This is a genomic window from Kitasatospora sp. NBC_01560 (genome assembly GCF_045208415.1).
Classification (GTDB): domain Bacteria; phylum Actinomycetota; class Actinomycetes; order Streptomycetales; family Streptomycetaceae; genus Kitasatospora.
The window spans coordinates 8,945,050-8,965,487 of record NZ_CP109364.1; the positions used below are offsets into that span (position 1 = coordinate 8,945,050).

Below are 20,438 nucleotides of genomic sequence, written 5' to 3' on the forward strand. Positions count from 1 at the left end.
TTCGGCGGAGAGTAGATGTGCACCTGCTGAATGAGGCCGCCCGGCGCCTGCCGGTCACCTGGCCCTTGCCCGCCCGCCGCCCGCTGCTCCACGACATGGGGTGGAAACCGGCACCCGCGGTGTGGCGGCAGCGGCCCGGGACGCCGAGGGCCTGCCCGGCTCGCCGGGCAGGCCCTCGTGTCGCTCCGACCGGTCCGCCGGCCGGGGTCAGCCGGCCGACCAGCCCCGGGGGTCGAGACCGCCGGGGATCACGTCGGCCGGGCCGTAGGGCTCGCGGGTCAGGACGAAGGAACCGAGGTCGAGGTGGCTGACCGAGCCGTCGGCGGTGCGGACGATCCGGAGCGTCTCACCGGCGTAGTAGTTGTCCAGGCCCGTCCAGGTGCCGTCCGGCTCGGGACGGAACCGGGAGTGGCGCGCGCCGCCGGTCAGCGTGACCAACTCCAGTACGCGGTCGGCCTTCAGGTGCAGCGCGTGCCCGGCGGCGCCCCAGTACCAGGGGCCGGTGAGCGCGAGGAGCTCCTCGTCGACCTCGGGCAGCGGGCGCCAGGGCTCGGGGAGCCGGGGCTCGTGCCGGGCGGTGAGCGCGATGAGGTCCGCCGCGACGCGCGTCGTGTTGGTGCCGTTGGTGGCGTTGGCCATGGTGATCGCTGCCAGGCCGTCCGTCCCGCTGATCCAGAGCCCGGCGGAGAACCCGGGCATCGAACCGGAGTGCCCGTGGAGCAGCCGGCCCTCGTGCCGGATCAGCTGGAGGCCGAGCCCGTAGCTGTCGGACCAGTCGTCGCCCTCCGGTCCGACGGCGGGCCGGCGCATCTCGGCGACGGTGTCGGCGGCCAGCACCTTGTCGTCGCCGGTGGCCAGGAAGGCGGCCCAGCGGGCGAGGTCGGTGGTGGTGGACCAGAGCTGTCCGGCCGGCGCCATCACGCCGGTGTCGGTGAGCGGCTCGGGGAGCATGACGTCGGCCCAGGGGTGGACGGCGAACCCGCCCGCGTGCGGGTGCTGGGGGAGCAGGGTGGTGCGGTCCATACCGAGCGGTTCGAGCACCTCGCGGTGGAGCACGTCGCCCCAGGGCTCGCCGCGCAGCCGCTCGACCAGCGCGCCGAGCAGGGCGAAGCCGGGGTTCGAGTAGTGGTGGAGCCGGCCGGCCGGGTGTCGCAGCGGGCGCTCGCCCTCCAGGACGTCGGCGAGCTCCGGGCGCAGTGCGCCGTCCGTCCGCTCCCACCAGGGCGCGGGGGTCTCGGCGGCGAGGCCGGCCGAGTGGGAGAGCAGCTGGGCGACGGTGGCGCCGTCGGCGGCGGTGCCGGGCAGGTGGCGCCCGAGCGGGTCGGCGAGGTCGAGCAGGCCTTCGTCGCGCAGCCGCAGCACGAGGACGGCGACGAAGGTCTTGGTGATCGAGCCGATCCGGTACTGCACGTCGGGGGTGGGCGCATGACCGTCGATCATGCTGCGCGCACCGCTCCAGACCGGCCGGCCGTCCCGTACCACCGCGGCGACCAGCGAGGGCGTGCGCCCCTCGGTCTGGGCCACCGCGATCCGGTGCAGCAGGGCGCGGCGGGTGGTGGGGAACAGCTCGTCGTACAGGTCGGTCATCTGATCCTCTGAATCATCCGAAGGAGCGCTCGAACGGCTCGGGCCGCCGGGTGCCGGGGGCTGTCACCAGGGGCGTCGGCGGCAGCGCGAACGGCCTTCCCAACCTAGCCCCGGGGTCTGTTCGGATCCACACCTTTTCCCGGGGCGTCCCGGAACGGTGCTGTGGCCGGAACGGCGCCGTGGCCGGGCCGCACCCCGCTCGCCGCCCCGGCGCACCCCGGTCCCCGATCCGCCGCCGATCCGCCGTCGATCCGCCGCCGTCCGTTCGGCGGGCGGGACTTGACACCGTGAATTGGTCCAGTCCATTTTGGGCTTCTCCCCGCACCTCCACCCCCACACCCCCACTGGAGGTCACCGGTGCACCAGCGCACCCGACTGCCCGCCGCCGCGGCGGCCACCCTGCTCGCGGCGGCCGCCGCGTTCACCGCACCGACCGCCGCCCACGCGGCGAACCAGCTCACCAACCCCGGCTTCGAGACCGGCACCCTGGCCGGCTGGTCCTGCAGCGGCGGGCTCGGTTCCGTCGTCGGTGCCCCTGTGCACGGCGGCGCCAAGGCGCTGGCCGGCGCCGCGAGCGCGGGCGACAACGCCAAGTGCACCCAGACGGTCGCCGTCCAGCCGAACACCAGCTACACGTTCTCCGGCTGGGTCCGCGGCAGCTACGTCTACCTCGGCGTCACCGGCGGCGCCTCCAGCTGGACCTCCGCCGCCGACTACACCAAACTGAGCGTCGCCTTCACCACCGGCGCCACCCAGACCAGCGCCGAGGTCTACCTCAACGGCTGGTACGGCCAGGGCACCTACTACGCCGACGACCTGACCCTGGACGGCCCCGGCGGCGGTACCCCCGCCGACACCCAGGCCCCCACCACCCCCGGCAACCTGCGCTCCACCGCGAAGTCCGCCACCACCGTCGGCCTCGCCTGGGACGCGGCCACCGACAACGTCGGCGTCACCGCCTACGACGTCTACCAGGGCGCCGCCAAGGTCGCCACCGCCACCGGGGCGAGCGCCACCGTCAGCGGCCTCACCCCGGCCACCGCCTACAGCTTCACCGTCCGGGCCCGCGACGCGGCGGGCAACACCTCCGCCGCCTCCGGCCCGCTCGCCGTCACCACCGACACCGCGGGCGGCGGCACCCCCACCGGCTTCAAGCAGGCCGCGCCCTACCTCTACAACGGCTGGGGCAACCCGCCGGCCGCCACCACCGTCATGAACGCCACCGGCGTCAAGTGGTTCACCCTGGCCTTCGTCCTCGCCCAGAACGGCTGCAACCCGGCCTGGGACAGCCAGCGCCCGCTGCTGAACGGCGTGGACCAGGCCACCGTCAACGCCGTCCGGGCGGCCGGCGGCGACGTCGTCCCGTCCATCGGCGGCTGGAGCGGCAACAAGCTCGGCCCCAACTGCGCCACCACGGCGGACCTCGCCGCGGCCTACCAGAAGGTGATCGACGCCTACGGCCTCAAGGCGATCGACGTCGACATCGAGAACACCGACGAGTTCGAGAACGCCGCCGTCCAGGACCGCATCCTCGGCGCGCTCAAGACCGTCAAGCAGAACAACCCCGGCCTGCGCACCATTCTGACCTTCGGTACCGACACCACCGGCCCGACCTCCTACGGCAACCGGCTGATCGAGCAGGCCAAGGCGCTCGGCGCGGACATCGACGTCTTCACCATCATGCCGTTCGACTTCGGCAACGCCTCCACCGACATGTACGCCGCCACCGTCAGCGCCGCCGAGGGTCTGAAGGCGAAGCTGAAGTCCACCTTCGGGTGGGACGACGCCACCGCCTACGCGCACATCGGCCTCTCCGGCATGAACGGTCTCAGCGACACCGGGGAGACCACCACCGTCCAGAACTGGACCGCGATCCGCGACTGGGCCAACAGCCACCACATCGCCCGGCTCGCCTTCTGGTCCGTCAACCGCGACCGCGGCTGCGCCGGTGGCGGCCTCCAGGAGACCTGCTCCGGCATCGCCCAGAACGACTGGCAGTTCACCTCCATCACGGCAGGCTTCACCGGCTGACCCGCCGTCCTCCACCGGCCGGCCCCGCCCCCGCCCGCCCGGGCGGGGCCGGTCAGCCCAGCGGCAGCGGCGGCAGCGCAGGCTCCCGCAGCCAGGCCGTGAACAGCGCCTCCAGCGGGCCGTCCGTGTAGCGGGCGGCGTGGGCCAGGAAGTCGGCCGTCGCCACGACACCGTGCCGGTTGAGCAGGGCCCACTCGCGGAGCAGGCGGAAGAACGCCTCCTCGCCGACGGCCTTCCGCAGCGCGTGGACGGTCAGGCCGCCGCGCTGGTAGAGCCGGTCGTCGAACATCAGCTTCCGGCCGGGGTCGCCGAGCCGGAGGTCCTGCGGCAGCCGGGACAGCAGGGCGTGCGCGATGGCGGCGTGCGCGGCCGCGGACGGGCCGCCGGCGTGCTCGGACCAGAGCCACTCCGCGTACTTGGCGAGCCCTTCGTTCAGCCAGATGTGGCTCCAGTCGGCGATCGACACGCTGTTGCCGAACCACTGGTGGGCCAGCTCGTGGGCGACCAGCCGCTCGCGCTCCCAGCCGCCGCCGAGGTGGTTGGTGCCGAAGGTGGCGACGCCCTGCGCCTCCACCGGCACGTCCAGCTCCTCGTCGGCCACCACCACCGTGTACTCGCCGAACGGGTAGGGGCCGAAGACGTCCTCGAAGTACGCCATCATCCGCGGCTGCCGGCCGAAGTCGGAGGCGAAGTCGACGGCCAGCCGCTCCGGTACGTACCCGGTCTGCTGCACGGCCGGGCGCCCGGCCAGCCCGACCGGGGCGTACTGGCCGATCGAGACCGTCACCAGGTACGTCGACGTCGGCGCGGACTGCTCGTACACCCAGGTCGTACTGGACGCCCGGGTGGTCCGGGTGAGCAGCCGGCCGCCGACCACCACGGTGTACGGGGACGGCGTGGTGACCGCTATCTGGTACGTCGCCTTGTCGGCCGGCCGGTCGTTGCACGGGAACCAGGACGGCGCGCCGACCGGCTGGCTGGCGACCAGCGCCCCGTCGGTCAGCTCCTCCCAGCCGAGGCCGCCCCACGGGCTGCGCACCGGGCGCGGGTTCCCGGTGTAGTGCACCTCGACCGTGAACGCGGCCCCGGCGGCCAGCGCCTTCGCCGGGCGCACCCGCAGCTTGCCGGCCCGGTGGGTGTAGCGGGCGGCCTTGCCGTCCACCAGCACCCGGCCGATCCGGAACTCGGCCAGGTCGAGCGCGAACTCGGCGAGGGCCGGGCCCGCGACGGCGCTGAGCCGGGCCGTGCCGCCGAGCCGGTTGGGCCCGGGCCGGTAGTCCAGCGCGAGCTCGTACCGGTGCACCTTGTAGCGGTGGTCGCCGCTGTTCGGGAAGTACGGGTCGGGCGCGGCGGAGGGGGCCGGGGCGTGCTGGTGGTTCACCGGGCGGGATTTCACCGGGTCGTGCGCTCCCTGCGACATGGGGGACGTGGGGGATGCGGGTACGGGGGTGACCGGGCCGGTCACGAGGTGGTCTGCCACACCTCGATCGGATTGCCCAGCCACCGCGTGTCCGCGGGGACCGACTCGGCGCGCATCACCAGCGAGGCCGGGCCAAGCGTGCTGCGCGCACCCACCGTGCTGCCGGGCAGCACGATCCCGCCCGGGCCCAGGGTGGCGCCCTCGCGGAGAATGACAGTATCCATCCGCATGATCCGGTCGTGGAAGAGGTGGGTCTGTACGACGCAGCCCCGGTTGATTGTCACGCCGTCGCCCAGCGTGACGAGGTCCGCCTCCGGCAGCCAGTAGCTCTCGCACCAGACGCCCCGCCCGACGGCCGCACCGAGCGCCCGCAGCCAGAGGTTCAGCACCGGGGTGCCCGGCACCGCGCCGATCAGCCACGGCACCGCGAGCACCTCGACGAAGGTGTCGGCCAGCTCGTTGCGCCAGACGAAGGCGCTCCACAGCGGGTGCTCCACCGCCCGGAACCGCCCGACCAGCAGCCACTTCGCCGCCGCTGCCACCACGCAGGCCGCGCCACCGGCCACCAGCAGCACCACGCCGGAGAGCAGCGCCGCCGCCACCGGCGACCAGCCGGTCGCCAGCCAGGAGAGCGCCGCCAGCGTCAGCGCGCCGAGCGCACCGGAGGCCAGCACCGGCAGCAGCCGCGCCACCTCCACCAGCCCGCGGGCCCAGAGCAGCCGGGCCGGCGGCTCGTAGGTCAGGCTCTGGTCGGCGGGGTCGGCCGCGCGCGGCAGCCGCATCGGCGGCATGCCCAGGTAGGAGCTGCCCTTCTTGGCCTTCGCCGGGGTTGCGGACAGCACCCCCACCAGGCCCCGCTTGGGCACCGACCGGCCGGGCGCGGTCATCCCCGAGTTGCCGAGGAACGCCCGCTCGCCGACCTTCGCCTCGCCGAGCCGCACCCAGCCGCCGCCCAGCTCGTACGGGGCGATCAGGGTGTCGTCCGCCAGGAACGCACCGTCCCCGACGGTGGTCAGGCTGGGCAGCGCCAGCACCGTGGAGACCTCGGCGCCCCGGCCGACCTTCATCCCGAGCGCCCGCAGCCAGAGCGGTGTGACCAGGCCCGCGTACAGCGGGAAGAAAATCTCGCGCGCCTGGTCCATCAGCTGGGTGACCGTCCACGCCTGCCAGCCGACCCGGCCGTGCAGTGGGTGCACGCCCGGCGTCAGCCCGATGCTCAGCAGCCGGACGGCCGCGACCAGCTGCGCCGAGTAGACCAGCCCGTAGGCCAGGGTGGCGGGGAGCAGGCCCAGCAGGGCGCCGCCGAGCGCCGTGCCGAGGTCCGTACCGGGGTGGACGAACCCGGAGAGCACGGCCAGGCCGGCGAGCGCGGGCAGGACGGGCAGCAGGGCCAGGGCCGTGCCGCTCGCGCCGTACAGGGCGGCCCAGCGGGCCCGGCGGGCCGGCCGCTCCTTGGGGAAGGTCCGGACGGCCCGGCCGAGCTTGACGGCGGGCGCGCCGCCCCAGCGCTGGCCGGTCGGGACGTGCCCGGTGACGCTGGAGCCGGCCAGCACCTGGGCGCCCTTGCCGACCCGGGCCCCGGGCAGCAGCGTCGAGCGCGTCCCGACCACGGCCCCGGGGCCGACCTTGACCTGGCCGACCTCCAGCCGGTCGCCGTCCAGCCAGTAGCCGCAGAGGTCGACCTCGGCCTCCACCGCGCAGCCCCGGCCCAGCTTGAGCAGGCCGGTGACGGGCGGCAGCGAGTGCAGGTCCACCTCGGGGCCGACCTTGGCCCCGAGTGCCCGCGCGTAGCGGGTCAGCCACGCCCCGGAGAGGGCGGTGGCACCGCTGACCTCGGCGAGCCGTTCGGCGGCCCAGAGCCGCAGGTGGGTGCTCCCGCCGCGCGGGTAGCTGCCCGGCCGCAGACCGCGCAGCAGCAGCCGGGCGCCGCCGGCCGCGAGGGCCAGCCGGCCCGCCGGGCTGAACAGCGCCAGTGCGCCCGCGCCGACCACCCACCAGGACGCGGTCGGCGCCCACGGGTAGGCGCCGAACCAGGCGAGCACGTTGCCGAGCGCCAGCAGCGCGACCGTCCAGCGCAGCCCCGTCACGGTGAAGAGCGGGATCAGCATCAGCAGCTGGAGCAGTTTGGCGCGGGTCGGCACCGGTGCGACGGTGCGGGCCTCGCCGCCGTCCGCCACCGAGCGTTCGAGGTGCCGGGCGAGCTTGCGCAGCGTCGGCTGCTGGTAGATGTCCAGCACGGCGGCGCTCGGGTAGCGGGTGCGCAGCAGGGTGGTGAGCCTGGCCGCGGCCAGGCTGCCGCCGCCGATGGCGAAGAAGTCCTCACGTGGGCCGCTCACCGGCACGCCGAGGATCTCGGTCCACTGCTCGGCGAGCCAGGCCTCGGTGCCGTAGAGCTGCTCGGTCGGGCCAGTGGTCTCCAGGCCGGGCAGCGGCCAGGGCAGCGCGTTGCGGTCGACCTTGCCGGAGGTGCGGGTGGGCAGCGAGTCGACCGGTGCCAGCAGCGGGACGAGGGCGGCGGGCAGCTCGGCGCGCAGCCGTTCGACGGCCTGCTCGCGGTCCCAGCCGTCCTTGGTCACGAGGTAGCCGACGAGCAGCTGGTTGCCGCCGCGTGCGGTGCGGACGGCGGCCGCCGCGCCGGCCACACCGGGCAGCGCCTGGAGGGCGGCGTCGACCTCGCCGAGCTCGATCCGGCGGCCCCCGAGCTTGATCTGTTCGTCGGCGCGGCCGAGGAAGAGCAGGCCGTCCGGGTCGGCCTGGACGAGGTCGCCGCTGCGGTAGGCGCGCTCCCAGCCCAGCGAGGGCAGGGGTGCGTACTTCTCGGCGTCCTTGACCGGGTCGAGGTAGCGGGCCAGGCCCGCCCCGCCGATCACCAGCTGGCCGGTGCCGCCGGAGGCGACCGGCAGGCCGGCCTCGTCGACGACGGCGAGGTCCCAGCCGTCCAGCGGCAGGCCGATCCGGACCGGGCCGTCGCCGGTCAGCAGGGCCGCGCAGGCCACCACGGTCGCCTCGGTCGGGCCGTAGGTGTTCCAGACCTCGCGGCCCTCGGTGACCAGCCGCGTCACCAGCTCGGGCGGGCAGGCCTCGCCGCCGAAGATCAGCAGCCGGACTTCGTTCAGCGCCTCGGCCGGCCAGAGCGCGGCCAGGGTGGGGACGGTGGAGACCACGGTGATCTCCTGCTCGGCGAGCCAGGGCCCGAGGTCGGCGCCGCTGCGGACCTGCGACCGCGGGACGGGCACCAGGCAGGCGCCGTACCGCCAGGCCAGCCACATCTCCTCGCAGGAGGCGTCGAAGGCGACGGACAGCCCGGCCATCACGCGGTCGCCGGGCCCGATCGGCTCGTCCTGGAGGAAGAGCGCGGCCTCGGCGTCGACGAACGCGGCGGCGTTGCGGTGGGTGACGGCGACGCCCTTGGGGCGGCCGGTGGAGCCCGAGGTGAAGATGATCCAGGCGTCGTGCTCCGTGGTCGGCCGGGCGGCCGGGGTGGCGGCGCGGTGACCTTCGGTGACGGTGAGCGCGCGCTCGGCGCCCACCACGGCGGCGACGGCGGCCTCCTCGAAGACCAGCTGGGCGCGCTCGTCCGGATCCTCGGCGTCCACCGGGACGTAGGCGGCGCCGGCGGCCAGCACGGCGAGGATGGCGACGTAGAGGTCGTTGGTGCCGGAGGGGACGCGGATGCCGATCCGGTCGCCCGCGCCGATCCCGGCGGCGGCGAGCCGGCGGCGCAGCTGCTCGACCTCGGCGGCGAGCGCGCGGTAGCTGAGGACGGTCCGCCCGTCGTCGAGGGCCGGCTCGCCGGGGTGGGAGCGGACGGTGGCGTCCAGGATGTCGACCAGGGTGCGCGGGGCGGGTGCCGGGCGGCCGGGGAAGAGCGCCCGGCCGGTGCCCTCGGGGGCCGTGATGGTGGCGGGGGCGTCGTGCGGGTCGCGGGCCGGCGCGGTCGGCGGTGCCGGCGCCGTCGCTGTCGCCATCGCCGGTTCCGGGGCCGGAGCAGGGGTCGTGGTCGGCGTCGGGACCGCGGCCGCGGCTCCGTCCGGGATCGGTGGGGCCTGCGGGGTCTGCTCCGTCTGACTCGGTTCGACTGTCATGGCAGCCCGTGCGCTCCTCGTCCTCGCCCCTGTTGCGACTGGCGCTCGGCCCCTGGGGGCGGTGGGACCACTCGACTGTTCGGGTGACCTCACTCCGGGGCGGGAGCGGACAACCCGACCGATGGTAGCCCCGGGTGGTGAACGCACCGCACCCCGACACTCCACCCAACTCGCGCTCGACCAGCCGAATCTGACGGCTTGTCAGGCAATAACTGAGCTGCCGTGGGGCGATGGTGACGGAATGTCAGTCATTTTGACGGATCGTCAGCTCATTTTCGGCGGCGTGATCCACGCCACACCGGATTGTGCTCCCTTCGGGTGGCGGGCGGCCCCGACCGGCCCGTTTCCGGGCCCGCCGGGGCTCCCGGGGCTCGCCGCCCCCGTCAGTGGAAGCGGTCGAGGTGCTCGCGGAGGAACGCCTCAAGGGTACGCGGGGCGCGTCCGACGAGTCGGGCGGCGGCGTCGTCGGGGCGCTCCGGGCGGTCCACCGCGAGCCGCTGGATCTCGACCACGTGGGCCGCCAGCCAGTCCGGCATCCCGGCCCGCTGCACGAGGTGCGCGTGCAGTTGCGCCGGCGGCAGGTCGACGGACCGCACCGGCCGGCCGAGCAGCGAGCCCAGCAGCGCGGCCAGCTCGGGGTGGCTGTACGCCCGTCCGCCGGTCAGCTCGTACGTCCCGCCCGCCTGCTCGGGCCGGGTGAGCACGGAGGCCGCGACGTCGCCGATGTCCCGGCAGTCGATGTAGTTGCACGGAGCGGTGCCCATCGCGCCGAGGATCGTCCCTGCGGCGGTCACTCCGGGGGCCAGTAGCAGGAGCTTCTGCATGAACGCGTACGGGCGCAGCACGGTGGCGGTGATCCCGGTGGCCCGCAGGTGCTGCTCGACCCGGTGGTGACCGCGCGAGACGGCGACGGGGGAGTCCGGTTCGGCGGCCGGCGCGGAGATCTTGACGATGTGCTCCACGCCGCTCGCGACGGCCAGGTCGACGGCGCGCAGCTCGTGCTCGACCTGCTGGGGGCCGTTGGCCATGGTGAGGAAGAGCTGGCGGGCGCCCCGGAAGGCCGCGCGCAGGGAGTCCGGGTCGGCCGCGTCGGCGGTCACCGGCTCGACCAGCGCGCGGGTGCGGTGGTCGAGGGCGGCCGTGAGGCGGTGCGGGTCGCGGCTGAGGGCGCGGGCCGGGACGCCGAGTGCGGCGAGGCTCTGCAGGGTCGCTCCGCCGGTGGCGCCGGTCGCTCCCATGATGACGATCATGTGGTCTGCCTTTCTGGTGCGGGTCTGGTTCGAGGGGGATTTCGGGGGTGGGGAGTGGGGGTGCGGGGTCAGGTCCGGCGGTGCCGGTTCGACCGGCTGCCGCGCCAGCGCCAGGTGATCATGGTCGCGGCGATGGCGGCGGAGACCGGGAGGTCGATGGGCAGCCTGCCGGGCCACCGGCTGTCGGCCAGTGCGGGCACCTGCGGCAGCCAGTGCGCGCCGGACCGGCCGATGAGCAGGGCCAGGGCGGCGGCGCCGAGCCCGAAGCCCACGGCCAGGAGGGCGCGCGGCGGCCGCAAGGTCCAGGAGCGGTCCGGGCGGCGGCGAAGCCGGGCGCCGAGCAGGGCGGCGACGACGGCGGAGGTGCCCGCGATGCTGGTGGCGGCGGCGATCGCCAGCTCGGGCTGCTGCGTGACGGCTCCGCCGATCCCCGCCATCACGGCGGGCATCAGGTAGGCGACGAGGACCTCGCGCCACAGGATGAACGGCGGGGGCTGGGCGGGGGAGTCGGGCGTTCCTGCCATGGGTGTGCGGCTCCTCTTTGCTTAGGTGGCTAACTATATGTGCTTAGGTAGCTAACTATTTGAGTGTGGCCGGGCCCGTCGCGCGCGGGTGCTGCGGCGGCGTGCCGGGTTCGGGTGGTGCCGGGGTGGTGCTCGGACCGTGCTCGGGGGCGGGGCGGGGCTAGTCGTCGGTCAGGGCGGAGATGCCCTCGACCAGGCGGGCCAGCAGATCCAGGAAGACCGTGCGCTCCTCGACCGTGAGCCCGCCGACCATGGCCTCCATGCGTGCGTAGTGCTGGGGTGCCATCTCCCGCAGGCGCTCGGCGCCGCGGGCGGTGAGGATCACCACGTTGCCGCGGCCGTCCTCGGTGGACGGCCGGCGGGCCACCAGGCCCTCGCGTTCCAGCCCGTCGACCAGGCCGGTCACCGTCGCCCGCGACACGCCGAGGCTCGCCGCCAGCTGGGAGGGCGACTTCTCGCCGCCGTGGTCCTCCAGGTCGGCGAGCAGCCGGTAGCGCCCGGTGGAGAGGCCGAAGCGGGCGAAGTGCGCCTCTCCGGCCTGGCCCAGTCGCGCGCCCGCCGTCATCAGCCGTGCGGCGACCAGGACGGCCTGCGGGTCGGCCGTGAGGCCGTACCGGTTCAGCTGTCGCCGGGCCTGGTCGAGCGTCGGTGCGCCCTGGTCGGGGCTCCGGTCGTCGTCCGGACCGCTGCCGGGGCGGCGGGTGTTCGGGCGGTGCGGCTGGGTCATGGAAGTAATATGGTGCCTAACCATCTGTGTCGTCAAGCCGGCCGGCGGCGCGGGCGGCGGCCGGTGCCGGACTCGCGCCCCGGTGCGGGCGGGTTCGCGCCTCCTCCCGCGCGGGTGCGGGCCCCGTTCCGGGCCCGGCCCGCGTGGCTGGTGCCCCGTCCTGCGGGGTCTGTACCGTGAGGTGCGTGGATCTCTCCGACCTCGTCCGACTCCGCAAGGCCCGCGACCTGATGGACCGCGAGTATGCGCAGCCACTGGACGTACCCGCCCTGGCGCAGGTCGCCCTGATGTCCCCGGGGCACTTCTCGCGCAGCTTCCGCGCCGCCTACGGCGAGACCCCGTACAGCTATCTCATGACCCGCCGGATCGAGCGGGCCAAGGCGCTGCTGCGACGCGGTGACCTCTCGGTGACGGACGTCTGCATGGCGGTCGGCTGTACGTCGCTGGGGTCGTTCAGCGCGCGGTTCACCGAGTTGGTCGGGGAGAGCCCGAGCGCGTACCGGGCCCGCGACCACGACCACGGCGCCGGCATCCCGGCCTGCGTGGCCAAGATGCACACCCGGCCGGTCAGGAACGGAGAAGCGGGATCCACCCCCGGTCCGTAGCGTGAAGGCCATGGACATCAAGCTCGCACAGTGTTTCATCGCCGTCGACGACCACGACAAGGCGCTCGCCTTCTACCGCGACGCGCTCGGTCTGGAGGTGCGCAACGACGTCGGCTTCGAGGGCATGCGCTGGGTGACGGTGGGCTCGCCCTCGCAGCCGGACGTGGAGATCGTCCTGGAGCCGCCGCTCGCCGACCCGAACGCCTCCGAGGCCGACCGTCGGACGGTGGCCGAGCTGATGGCCAAGGGCATGCTCCGCGGTGTCATCTTCGGGACGACCGACTGCGACGCCACGTTCGAGCGGGTCCGCGCCGCGGGCGGCGAGGTGCTCCAGGAGCCGATGGACCAGCCGTACGGCGTCCGCGACTGCGCCTTCCGGGACCCGGCCGGGAACATGCTGCGGTTCACCCAGCCGCGCGGCAAGTAACCGGTCACACTCCGGGCGACGTGACCTCCCCGCCCCGGCCCCCTGCAACGGGTGCCGGGGCGTCGTCGTGCGTGCGCGCGGGCGGGCGGGCGGGCGGGCGGCGCGGCGCGGCCGACGGCGGACCGGTGGTTGACGCAATACCGGCCGGTCTCGCGAGAAAGAATGACGAATATTCGGGTGAAGTCGTTTTCTGGAAATGACGTACTGTCACACTAATTCGTACAGGATTCACAAAAGCAAACGTGCGTGCTAGCGTGCGGCTGCCAGCTTCTCAGTGTCGAGAAAGTGGGTCCCGATCATGCATCAAGAACTTTCCCGTCGCGGATTCCTGGGTACCGCCGGAATCGCCGCCGCAGGGGTGTCCGCCGCCTCTCTCGGCCTTGCCGCCGGTGCCGGGCCGGCATCGGCGGACGAGCCGGTCGGTCCGGTCGGCCCCGTCGGCCCGGCCGCGCCCGGTGTGCCGGTCGGTCCGATCGATCCGGTCGGGTCGGACGGGTTGTCCGACGGGGAGACGGTGTTCCCGTCCGACGGGCGCTACCAGACGCTCAGTCAGGGCTTCAACCAGCGCTGGAGCAGCACCCCGTCCTATATCCGGGTGGTCGGCGGTGAGGCGGACGCCGTGACGGCGCTCAGGTCGGCACTCGACAAGGGGCTCCGGCCGACGATCCGCGGCGGAGGGCACTGCTACGAGGGATTCGTCGACAACGACCGGGGCGTCATCCTCGACCTCAGCACCCTGCGGGGCGTCCGCACCGCGACCGACAAGTACGGTGCGCCCACCTACAGCGTGGAGGGGGGCGCCACCAACTGGGACGTCTACACCACGCTGTTCCGCAAGTTCGGTGTCACGCTGCCGGCCGGTTCCTGCTACTCGGTCGGGGCCGGCGGGCACATCAGTGGCGGCGGGTACGGGCTGCTCTCCCGGCGGCACGGGCTGACCGTCGACCACCTGGTCCAGGTCGACGTCGTGACCGTCCGCGGCGGCAGGGTGGAAGTGACCAGGGCGCACCGCAACGACCCGAAGGACTCGGCGGACCAGGACCTCTTCTGGGCGCACACCGGCGGAGGCGGGGGGAACTTCGGCGTCGTGCTGCGCTACCACTTCCGCCACGACATCCCGAAGCCGCCGCCGCGGGTCTGGCTGAGCAGCGTCGCCTGGCCGTGGGCGGACCTCCTCAAGGAGCCGGCCGACTTCCACCGGCTGGTGAACAACTTCGGTGCCTTCTTCACCGCGCACAGCGGAAAGGCGGAAACGGCCTACCGGGGCCTGTTCGCCATCCTCAAGCTCACCCACCGGTCGAACGGGAACGTCGTCCTGCTCAGCCAGTGGGACGAGGACGACCCCGCGCCGCTGGACGCATTCCTGGCCGCTGTGGAGGACGGGATGAAGACCCGGGCCACCGTCCAGACCCACAGCGCGGGCGGACTCTTCCTGCCGTACCCGGACCAGCGCCGCCAGATGCCGTGGTTCCAGGCCACCATGACGCTGAACGGCTCGGGGGAGAACCAGCGCGGCAAGTACAAGTCGGCCTACCACCGCAGGCGCTTCACCCCCCGGCAGATCGACGCCTTCTGGGAGTGGCTCACCAAGGACGTCGACGGCGCCGAGCTGCAGCAGACGCTCGTCCAGATCGACTCATACGGGTGCCGGATCAATGCACGCACGCCCACCGAGGACGCGATCCCGCAGCGAGACTCGATCATGAAGCTCCAGTACCAGACCTACTGGACCGACCCGGCCAAGGACTCCCTGCACCTCGACTACCTGCGCGGCCTCTACCGGGACGTCTACGGCGCCACCGGCGGCATCCCGGAGATCAACACCGACACCGACGGCGCCTACGTCAACTACCCCGACGTCGACCTCGGGACGGCCGGCCAGACCGACCCGCCCTACCAGCGCCTCTACTACAAGCAGAACTACGCCCGCCTGCAGCGGGCCAAGAAGACCTGGGACGAGCGGAACGTGTTCCACCACGCCCAGTCGATCACCCTGCCGTCCTGAACCAGCGCACAGTGCCATGTCAACCATCCGGTAAACGGATGATATTGGGGTAAATGGTGTGTGTAAAGAGGTCGACGTGGCTTTCTGTCACGAGCGAGGCAGGGCGGCCGGACTTCCTTGCGGCACCGGCGCGGGTCCGCCCCACCGTGCGCTGAGCTCTCAAGTATTCGCGTATCTGTGAGGGTGGACTCGTACTGATGCTGACTTTTGCTGACCTGAGCTGATGGTCAGTCAGGTTTGATCGGCGCGGGCGGCAGCTGTTCGACCAGTAGTGGTCGGAGAGGCTGGCGAGGGACTGGACAAGCTCTGCGGCTTGCCTCTGCATGCGCATGCGCGGAAATGGCCTGGTTGCTGATTGGTGCCCGGACCTGGTGTGCGAGGAGCGTCCGGGTAGCGAGATGCGGGTCGAGGCGGGGGCTGGCAGGCGGTACCTGGTGCGATTGCGTTGAGAGCTGAGACCGGGAGCAGTCTGCTCTCGATGTCCACGGCCGTCCCCCAGGGTGTCTCCGGCGATCGTGGGAGTGCGGCGTGCCCGCGGAACGGGAAGCTGTGGCTGGCGAGAGGCGCTCGGTAGGATGCCGAACGATCAGGGCCTTGGGGACGGCGGCGTCCGGCGGATTGCGGGGGGCTGTGAACATTCCGGGGATGCGGATCGCCGACCGGTACCGGCTGGAGTCGCTGCTCGGACGCGGGGGGATGGGCGAGGTCTGGCAGGCCCACGACCCGCGGCTGGACCGCAAGGTTGCCGTCAAGTTCCTCGTTGCTCAGCCGACTTCCAGGGGCAGTGCCCTGGAGCGGTTCCACCGCGAGGCCCGGGTCACTGCGGGGTTCCAGCATCCGGGTATCGCCCAGATCTTCGACAGCGGGGAGCGGGCCGGGCAGCTCTACCTGGTCATGGAGCTGATCAGGGGGAGCAACCTGGCGGAGGTGCTTCGGGAACAGCCGTCCGGACTGCCCGTTCAGCAGGCAGTGGACCTGGCCGCCCAGGTCGCCGACGCCCTGGCGTACGCCCACGGGACGGGCATCGTCCACCGGGACATCAAGCCCGCCAACCTGATGCTGCTCCCCGGAGACCGGATCAAGGTGTGTGACTTCGGGCTCGCGGGATACCTCCAGGGCGACTCTGGCCTCACCCGGGAGGGCAGCTTCATGGGGACGCCCGACTACATGGCACCCGAGCAGTGGCGGAGCCCGCGGGTCGACGGACGGGCCGACCTCTACGCTCTCGGCTGTGTGCTCTTCGCCCTTCTCACAGGAAAGCCGCCGTTCCCGACGGGTGGCGGCGTCCGGGTGTCGATGACGCATCACCTGCAGAGCCCGCCCCCGCGCCTCGGCTCGCTCCGGCCGGGCATCCCCGAGGATCTCGACCGGCTCGTGTCGGCGCTGTTGAGCAAGGAACCCGCGGGTCGCCCGGCCGATGCCGGAGCCGTCGCGGAGCGGCTGAGGAACGTGGGCCGTGGCCGTTCCGCCCCGGGCCTTCGGGCACCCGACGTCCTTCCGGAGCTCGGCCTGGAGCTGTACCACAACGAGTACCTCGCGCCGGGCGCCACCGAGCTCAACACGATCGTCACCGTCACGGGCGGGGGTTCGGTGGCGGGCGATCCGGTGGCGGTCGTGCCCCGCACGCTCGTCTTTCTGCTCGGTCTCTCCACGGAGCTGTCCGAAGCGGACTTCCAAGCGGTCAGGACGACGGTTGCCGCGACCATCGACGGCCTCGACGACGGCGTTTCCTTCGCTGTCGTCGCAGGGTCGGAGTACGCGCGGATGCTCTACCCCGACACCTTGCGGCTGGTCCGGGCGACGGCGGTCGCCAAGGCCGAGGCGCGGGCGGCCCTGGCCGGGCTGGAACCCATCGAGGTGGCGGCATTCGGCCGATGGATACGGCTCGCCGACCGGCTGTTCGCCGGCCACGCGGACGCCGTACGCACCGCGATCCTGCTGACCGACACCGAGGCCGAGGCGGAGAGCCGTGACGAACTGGCCGCCGCGCTGGCCTCCTGCGCCGGTCGCTTCTCCTGCCACGCCCGTGGCATCGGGACCAACTGGTCGCTGGCGCAGATCCGGTCGATCACCTCGGCTCTGAGCGGCACCGCGAACATCGTCCCCGCACCCGCGTCCCCCACGGGGAAGCCGAGTCTTCCCGAGGAGTTGGCCGCGCTCGTCGACCGGACGCGCCAGGCCGTTGTCCGTGATGATGTGCGGAAGATCCGAACTTCTGCGTCCGGCTCCGGCGTCAGAGCATCGTTAGCAGCCACGTGGGAGGAATCAAGGAGTTGTCAGGGCCGGTCGGCAGGTGCCCGCGCCGGACTAGCCTCGGGGTGTTCGAGCTGTTGAGGCCCGCAGGGGCCGGATCGGGGTGACTGCCCCGCCGCCCGGGAGTTGTGTCGGGCCGGTCGTCCCTGCCGCATCGAAGGATGCTTTACCGGAGGTGAGGTCCACGTGACCGTTCTCAGTGCCTTCCAACGCCGGCCGTTCCATTCCGGCGCCCGTACCCGGGGGTCCGCGGGGGCGACCCCGGCGGCGATCCTGCGCAGGCTCGCAGACAGTCCGCTCGACAGCAGCGTGCTCCAGGCCATCGGCGGGGCGCCGGCCTCCGGCGCGCTCGGTGCCGCTCGTCGAGGGAGCGGGATGACAGCGTCCTGGCAACCCGTTACGGGCCCGGACGGTGTCCAGCGGCTCGAAGCCCGGTGGGAGTCCGACCACTGAGTGCGCCGGCGCAGCGTCGCCGCAGTGTCCGTGAGCGGGCGGGCCGCCGCCTCCGGCCGGCACGCCGAATCTGAGGATGACTCTTGCCACTCAGAGGTAGGAACCGATCGGGTTTCGGAGTGGAGCCGTGTGATCGGTGGGGAGTGTTCCGCCATTACGGCGATATCCTCCCGGCGCTGCGCGGTCTGATCATCTGAATCGCATACCCTGTCGCCTTGCCGTCTGCCGGACGGCGGGGCGGTTCAAATTTGTGGACAGGGGTGCGGCGTGGTTTCGTCGGGTTCAGTCGATCCGGGGGCTGTGCCGTCCGGACGGCAGCGGGTCCGCGCGTGGTTGCTGGAGGGGCTGGCCGACATGGCCAAGCAGCACCCCGGGCCGCATGCGCAGGCCCCCGTCGAGCACAAGGGCGCCCGTTGGTGGCGGGTGATGTGCCTGACCGGTCTGGACTACTTCTCGACGCTCGGCTACCAGCCGGGCATCGCCGCGCTGGCGGCCGGTCTGCTGTCGCCGGTGGCGACGATCGTGCTGGTGCTGGTCACGCTGTTCGGCGCGCTGCCGGTGTACCGGCGGGTGGCGCAGGAGAGCCCGCACGGCGAGGGCTCGATCGCGATGCTGGAGCGGCTGCTGTCGTTCTGGAAGGGCAAGCTGTTCGTCCTGGCGCTGCTGGGCTTCGCTGCCACCGACTTCATGATCACCATCACCCTGTCGGCCGCCGACGCCACCGCGCACCTGGTGGAGAACCCGCACCTGCAGAGTGCGCTGAGCGGCAAACAGGTGATGATCACGCTGATCCTGGTCGCGCTGTTGGGGGGCGTCTTCCTCAAGGGGTTCAGCGAGGCGATCGGCCTGGCCGTGGTGTTGGTCGCGATCTACCTGGCGCTGAACGTGGTCGTCGTCATCACCGGGCTCTGGGAGGTTCTGCAGGCTCCGCACCTGGTCAGCGACTGGTCGGACGCGCTGACCGCCGAGCACGGCAACGTGGTCGCCATGATCGGCGTCGCCCTGGTGGTCTTCCCCAAGCTGGCCCTGGGCCTGTCCGGCTTCGAGACCGGTGTCGCGGTGATGCCGCACATCGAGGGGGACCCGGAGGACACCGAGGAGAAGCCGACCGGCCGGATCCGGGGTGCCAGGAAGCTGCTGACCACGGCGGCGCTGATCATGAGCGTCTTCCTGATCACCACCAGCTTCATCACCACCCTGCTGATCCCGAAGGCGGCGTTCGAGCCGGGCGGCGAGGCCAACGGCCGCGCCCTCGCCTACCTCGCGCACGAGTACCTCGGCAATACCTTCGGGACCATCTACGACCTCTCCACCATCCTCATCCTCTGGTTCGCCGGTGCCTCCGCCATGGCGGGCATGCTCAACCTGATGCCCCGCTACCTCCCGCGCTACGGCATGGCGCCGCACTGGGCACGGGCGGTGCGGCCGATGGTCATCGTCCTCACCCTGATCGCCTTCCTGGTGACCTGGATCTTCGACGCCAGCGTGGACGCCCAGGGCGGCGCGTACGCCACCGGCGTGCTGGTGCTGATCAGCTCGGCCGCGATCGCCGTGACCATCGCCGCCCACAAAGCGGGGGAGCGGAACTGGACGATCGGCTTCGCGGTGATCGCGGCGGTCTTCCTCTACACCACGGCGATCAACATCGCCGAGCGGCCGGACGGCGTCAAGATCGGCGCCTGCTTCATCGCCGGCATCATTCTGGTGTCGCTGCTCTCCCGGCTCAAGCGCGCCTTCGAACTCCGGGTGACGGACGTCGAGTTCGACGAGGCCGCCGAGCGGTTCATCCGCGACTACACGCACCGCCCTCTGCGGCTGATCGCCAACGAGCCGAACGCCCGCGATCTGGCGGAGTACCAGGGGAAGAAGCGGCAGATCCGGGCGGACAACGACATCCCCGCCGAGGACGACCTCGTCTTCGTCGAGGTCACCGTGCTCGACCCGTCGGAGTTCGAGGCGGCGCTGACCGTCCGCGGTGAGGTGCTGCACGACCGCTACCGGGTGCTCTCACTGGAGAGTTCCAGCGTGCCGAACGCCCTGGCGGCACTGCTCATCGAGGTCCGGGACCGGACGGGGCAGCAGCCGCACATCTACTTCGAGTGGACGGAGGGCAACCCGTTCGCCCAGTTCCTGCGGTTCTTCCTGTTCGGGCAGGGCGAGGTCGCTCCGGTCACCCGCGAGGTGCTCCGCGAGGCCGAGCCGGACCGCAACCGCCGCCCCCGCGTCCACGTCGGCTGAGTGCACAGCCGCGGTCGCGATGCGCCCCGGCGCATGTGTGATCCGGCGCCCGGTGGCTCCGCAGCCACCGGGCACCGGACCGGTTCTGCCGGGCGCGCAACCGGCTCAGCGGGTGATCGTCCACTGCTGGTCCTTGGAGCCGTCGCAGGTCCACACTCCGAGCGTCTTGTTGTCCTCGTGGTAGGTCAGGCAGTCCTGGTCGCTGATCCTGATCCGGTACGTGTCACCGCTGACGTTGAGGACCTCCCACTTCTGGGCCGAGCTCCCCTTCCAGGCGGAGACGTTGGCGAAGTAGGTGCCGGTGTTCTCGGTGAGGTCCGGGCCGAGGCCGTTGGTGATGCGGTAGCGGCCGCTGCCGGCATCCTGGAAGGTCCACTGGGCGCCGGCGCCGCCCGGCTTGCCGGCGATCACCGTCGACCCGGATGTGTCGTCGGTGGCGACGGCGCCGAGGTTGTCGACCGTCTTGAGGTGGACGGGGGTGCCGAGCGGCGGGCGGCCGGAGCCGGACGGTGTGCCGGGCTCGGCAGGCTTGCCCGGCTTGGCGGGCACACCGGGCTTGGCGGGCACACCGGGCTTGGCGGGTACGCCGGGAGTGGCCGGAACGCCGACGATGACGCCCGGCACCTCGACGGGCACGGCGGGGACGGCCGGCGATCCGGGCCTTCCGGGGTCGGCCGGCTGCCCGGACGGGACGCCGCTGACCATCGTCGGGGAGAAGACGGAGTCTTGATCGTTTGGCCTGCGATCCATACGCCGCCCATGCACGGCCTGCGCCAAGGGGCAGACGTCCGGTTCTTCGGGGCAGCCCAGGCCGGAGCGGCCTCGCCCGGGCC

At 72.7% G+C, this 20,438-nt stretch carries 13 protein-coding genes; 6 read left to right on the top strand and 7 right to left on the bottom strand.

All coding sequences use genetic code 11. The features are described 5' to 3' along the window. Positions 1-207: 207 nt before the first annotated feature. Complete coding sequence (locus tag OH807_RS38195) at positions 208-1,587, bottom strand: serine hydrolase domain-containing protein (RefSeq protein WP_406209094.1); 1,380 nt, start codon at positions 1,585-1,587, stop codon at positions 208-210. 357 nt (positions 1,588-1,944) lie between these two features. Here OH807_RS38195 and OH807_RS38200 point away from each other — a divergent pair, with 357 nt between their 5' ends. Continuing rightward, complete coding sequence (locus tag OH807_RS38200; protein ID WP_406209097.1) at positions 1,945-3,618, top strand: carbohydrate binding domain-containing protein; 1,674 nt, start codon at positions 1,945-1,947, stop codon at positions 3,616-3,618. 52 nt (positions 3,619-3,670) lie between these two features. Here OH807_RS38200 and OH807_RS38205 read toward each other — a convergent pair whose 3' ends face one another. The 5 genes from OH807_RS38205 to OH807_RS38225 form a co-directional block, all read right to left on the bottom strand. Beyond that, positions 3,671-4,999: a M1 family metallopeptidase gene (locus tag OH807_RS38205; RefSeq protein WP_406209101.1), complete on the bottom strand. Its 1,329-nt coding sequence runs from the start codon at positions 4,997-4,999 to the stop codon at positions 3,671-3,673. A gap of 80 nt (positions 5,000-5,079) precedes the next feature. Further along, entirely contained in the window at positions 5,080-9,006 is a 3,927-nt protein-coding gene (locus tag OH807_RS38210) for a Pls/PosA family non-ribosomal peptide synthetase (protein WP_406209104.1), read from the bottom strand. Positions 9,007-9,506: 500 nt separating this feature from the next. Continuing rightward, positions 9,507-10,361, bottom strand: coding sequence for an NmrA family NAD(P)-binding protein (locus OH807_RS38215; RefSeq protein ID WP_406209107.1), 855 nt, complete (start codon positions 10,359-10,361; stop codon positions 9,507-9,509). Between the two features lie 80 nt (positions 10,362-10,441). Further along, complete coding sequence (locus OH807_RS38220) at positions 10,442-10,897, bottom strand: hypothetical protein (protein ID WP_406209110.1); 456 nt, start codon at positions 10,895-10,897, stop codon at positions 10,442-10,444. A gap of 160 nt (positions 10,898-11,057) precedes the next feature. Beyond that, positions 11,058-11,624: a MarR family winged helix-turn-helix transcriptional regulator gene (locus OH807_RS38225; protein WP_406209113.1), complete on the bottom strand. Its 567-nt coding sequence runs from the start codon at positions 11,622-11,624 to the stop codon at positions 11,058-11,060. A gap of 185 nt (positions 11,625-11,809) precedes the next feature. Here OH807_RS38225 and OH807_RS38230 point away from each other — a divergent pair, with 185 nt between their 5' ends. From OH807_RS38230 to OH807_RS38250, 5 genes are all read left to right on the top strand, one after another. Further along, a complete protein-coding gene (locus OH807_RS38230) occupies positions 11,810-12,229 on the top strand; it encodes a helix-turn-helix transcriptional regulator (protein WP_406209115.1) in 420 nt (139 codons plus the stop codon). 10 nt (positions 12,230-12,239) lie between these two features. Then, positions 12,240-12,656 (top strand): VOC family protein, encoded by a 417-nt coding sequence (locus OH807_RS38235; protein ID WP_406209118.1) that lies wholly within the window; start codon positions 12,240-12,242, stop codon positions 12,654-12,656. Between the two features lie 514 nt (positions 12,657-13,170). Further along, complete coding sequence (locus tag OH807_RS38240; RefSeq protein WP_406209121.1) at positions 13,171-14,661, top strand: FAD-binding oxidoreductase; 1,491 nt, start codon at positions 13,171-13,173, stop codon at positions 14,659-14,661. 645 nt (positions 14,662-15,306) lie between these two features. Then, the gene (locus OH807_RS38245; protein WP_406209124.1) at positions 15,307-16,995 is read left to right on the top strand and encodes a protein kinase domain-containing protein; all 1,689 of its coding nucleotides are present in this window, start codon (positions 15,307-15,309) and stop codon (positions 16,993-16,995) included. A gap of 672 nt (positions 16,996-17,667) precedes the next feature. Next, positions 17,668-19,605, top strand: coding sequence for an amino acid transporter (locus tag OH807_RS38250; protein ID WP_406209127.1), 1,938 nt, complete (start codon positions 17,668-17,670; stop codon positions 19,603-19,605). A gap of 105 nt (positions 19,606-19,710) precedes the next feature. Here OH807_RS38250 and OH807_RS38255 read toward each other — a convergent pair whose 3' ends face one another. Then, positions 19,711-20,355, bottom strand: coding sequence for a ricin-type beta-trefoil lectin domain protein (locus OH807_RS38255; RefSeq protein ID WP_406209130.1), 645 nt, complete (start codon positions 20,353-20,355; stop codon positions 19,711-19,713). Positions 20,356-20,438: the final 83 nt, after the last annotated feature.

What these genes read in the sequence shown, in the direction of transcription:
- OH807_RS38235 (WP_406209118.1), top strand. Translation starts at nt 12,240, where the DNA reads ATGGACATCAAGCTCGCACAGTGTTTCATCGCCGTCGACGACCACGAC.
- OH807_RS38255 (WP_406209130.1), bottom strand. Translation starts at nt 20,355, where the DNA reads ATGGATCGCAGGCCAAACGATCAAGACTCCGTCTTCTCCCCGACGATG.
- OH807_RS38245 (WP_406209124.1), top strand. Translation starts at nt 15,307, where the DNA reads ATGCGGATCGCCGACCGGTACCGGCTGGAGTCGCTGCTCGGACGCGGG.
- OH807_RS38195 (WP_406209094.1), bottom strand. Translation starts at nt 1,587, where the DNA reads ATGACCGACCTGTACGACGAGCTGTTCCCCACCACCCGCCGCGCCCTG.
- OH807_RS38215 (WP_406209107.1), bottom strand. Translation starts at nt 10,361, where the DNA reads ATGGGAGCGACCGGCGCCACCGGCGGAGCGACCCTGCAGAGCCTCGCC.
- OH807_RS38210 (WP_406209104.1), bottom strand. Translation starts at nt 9,006, where the DNA reads ATGGCGACAGCGACGGCGCCGGCACCGCCGACCGCGCCGGCCCGCGAC.
- OH807_RS38220 (WP_406209110.1), bottom strand. Translation starts at nt 10,897, where the DNA reads ATGGCAGGAACGCCCGACTCCCCCGCCCAGCCCCCGCCGTTCATCCTG.
- OH807_RS38225 (WP_406209113.1), bottom strand. Translation starts at nt 11,624, where the DNA reads ATGACCCAGCCGCACCGCCCGAACACCCGCCGCCCCGGCAGCGGTCCG.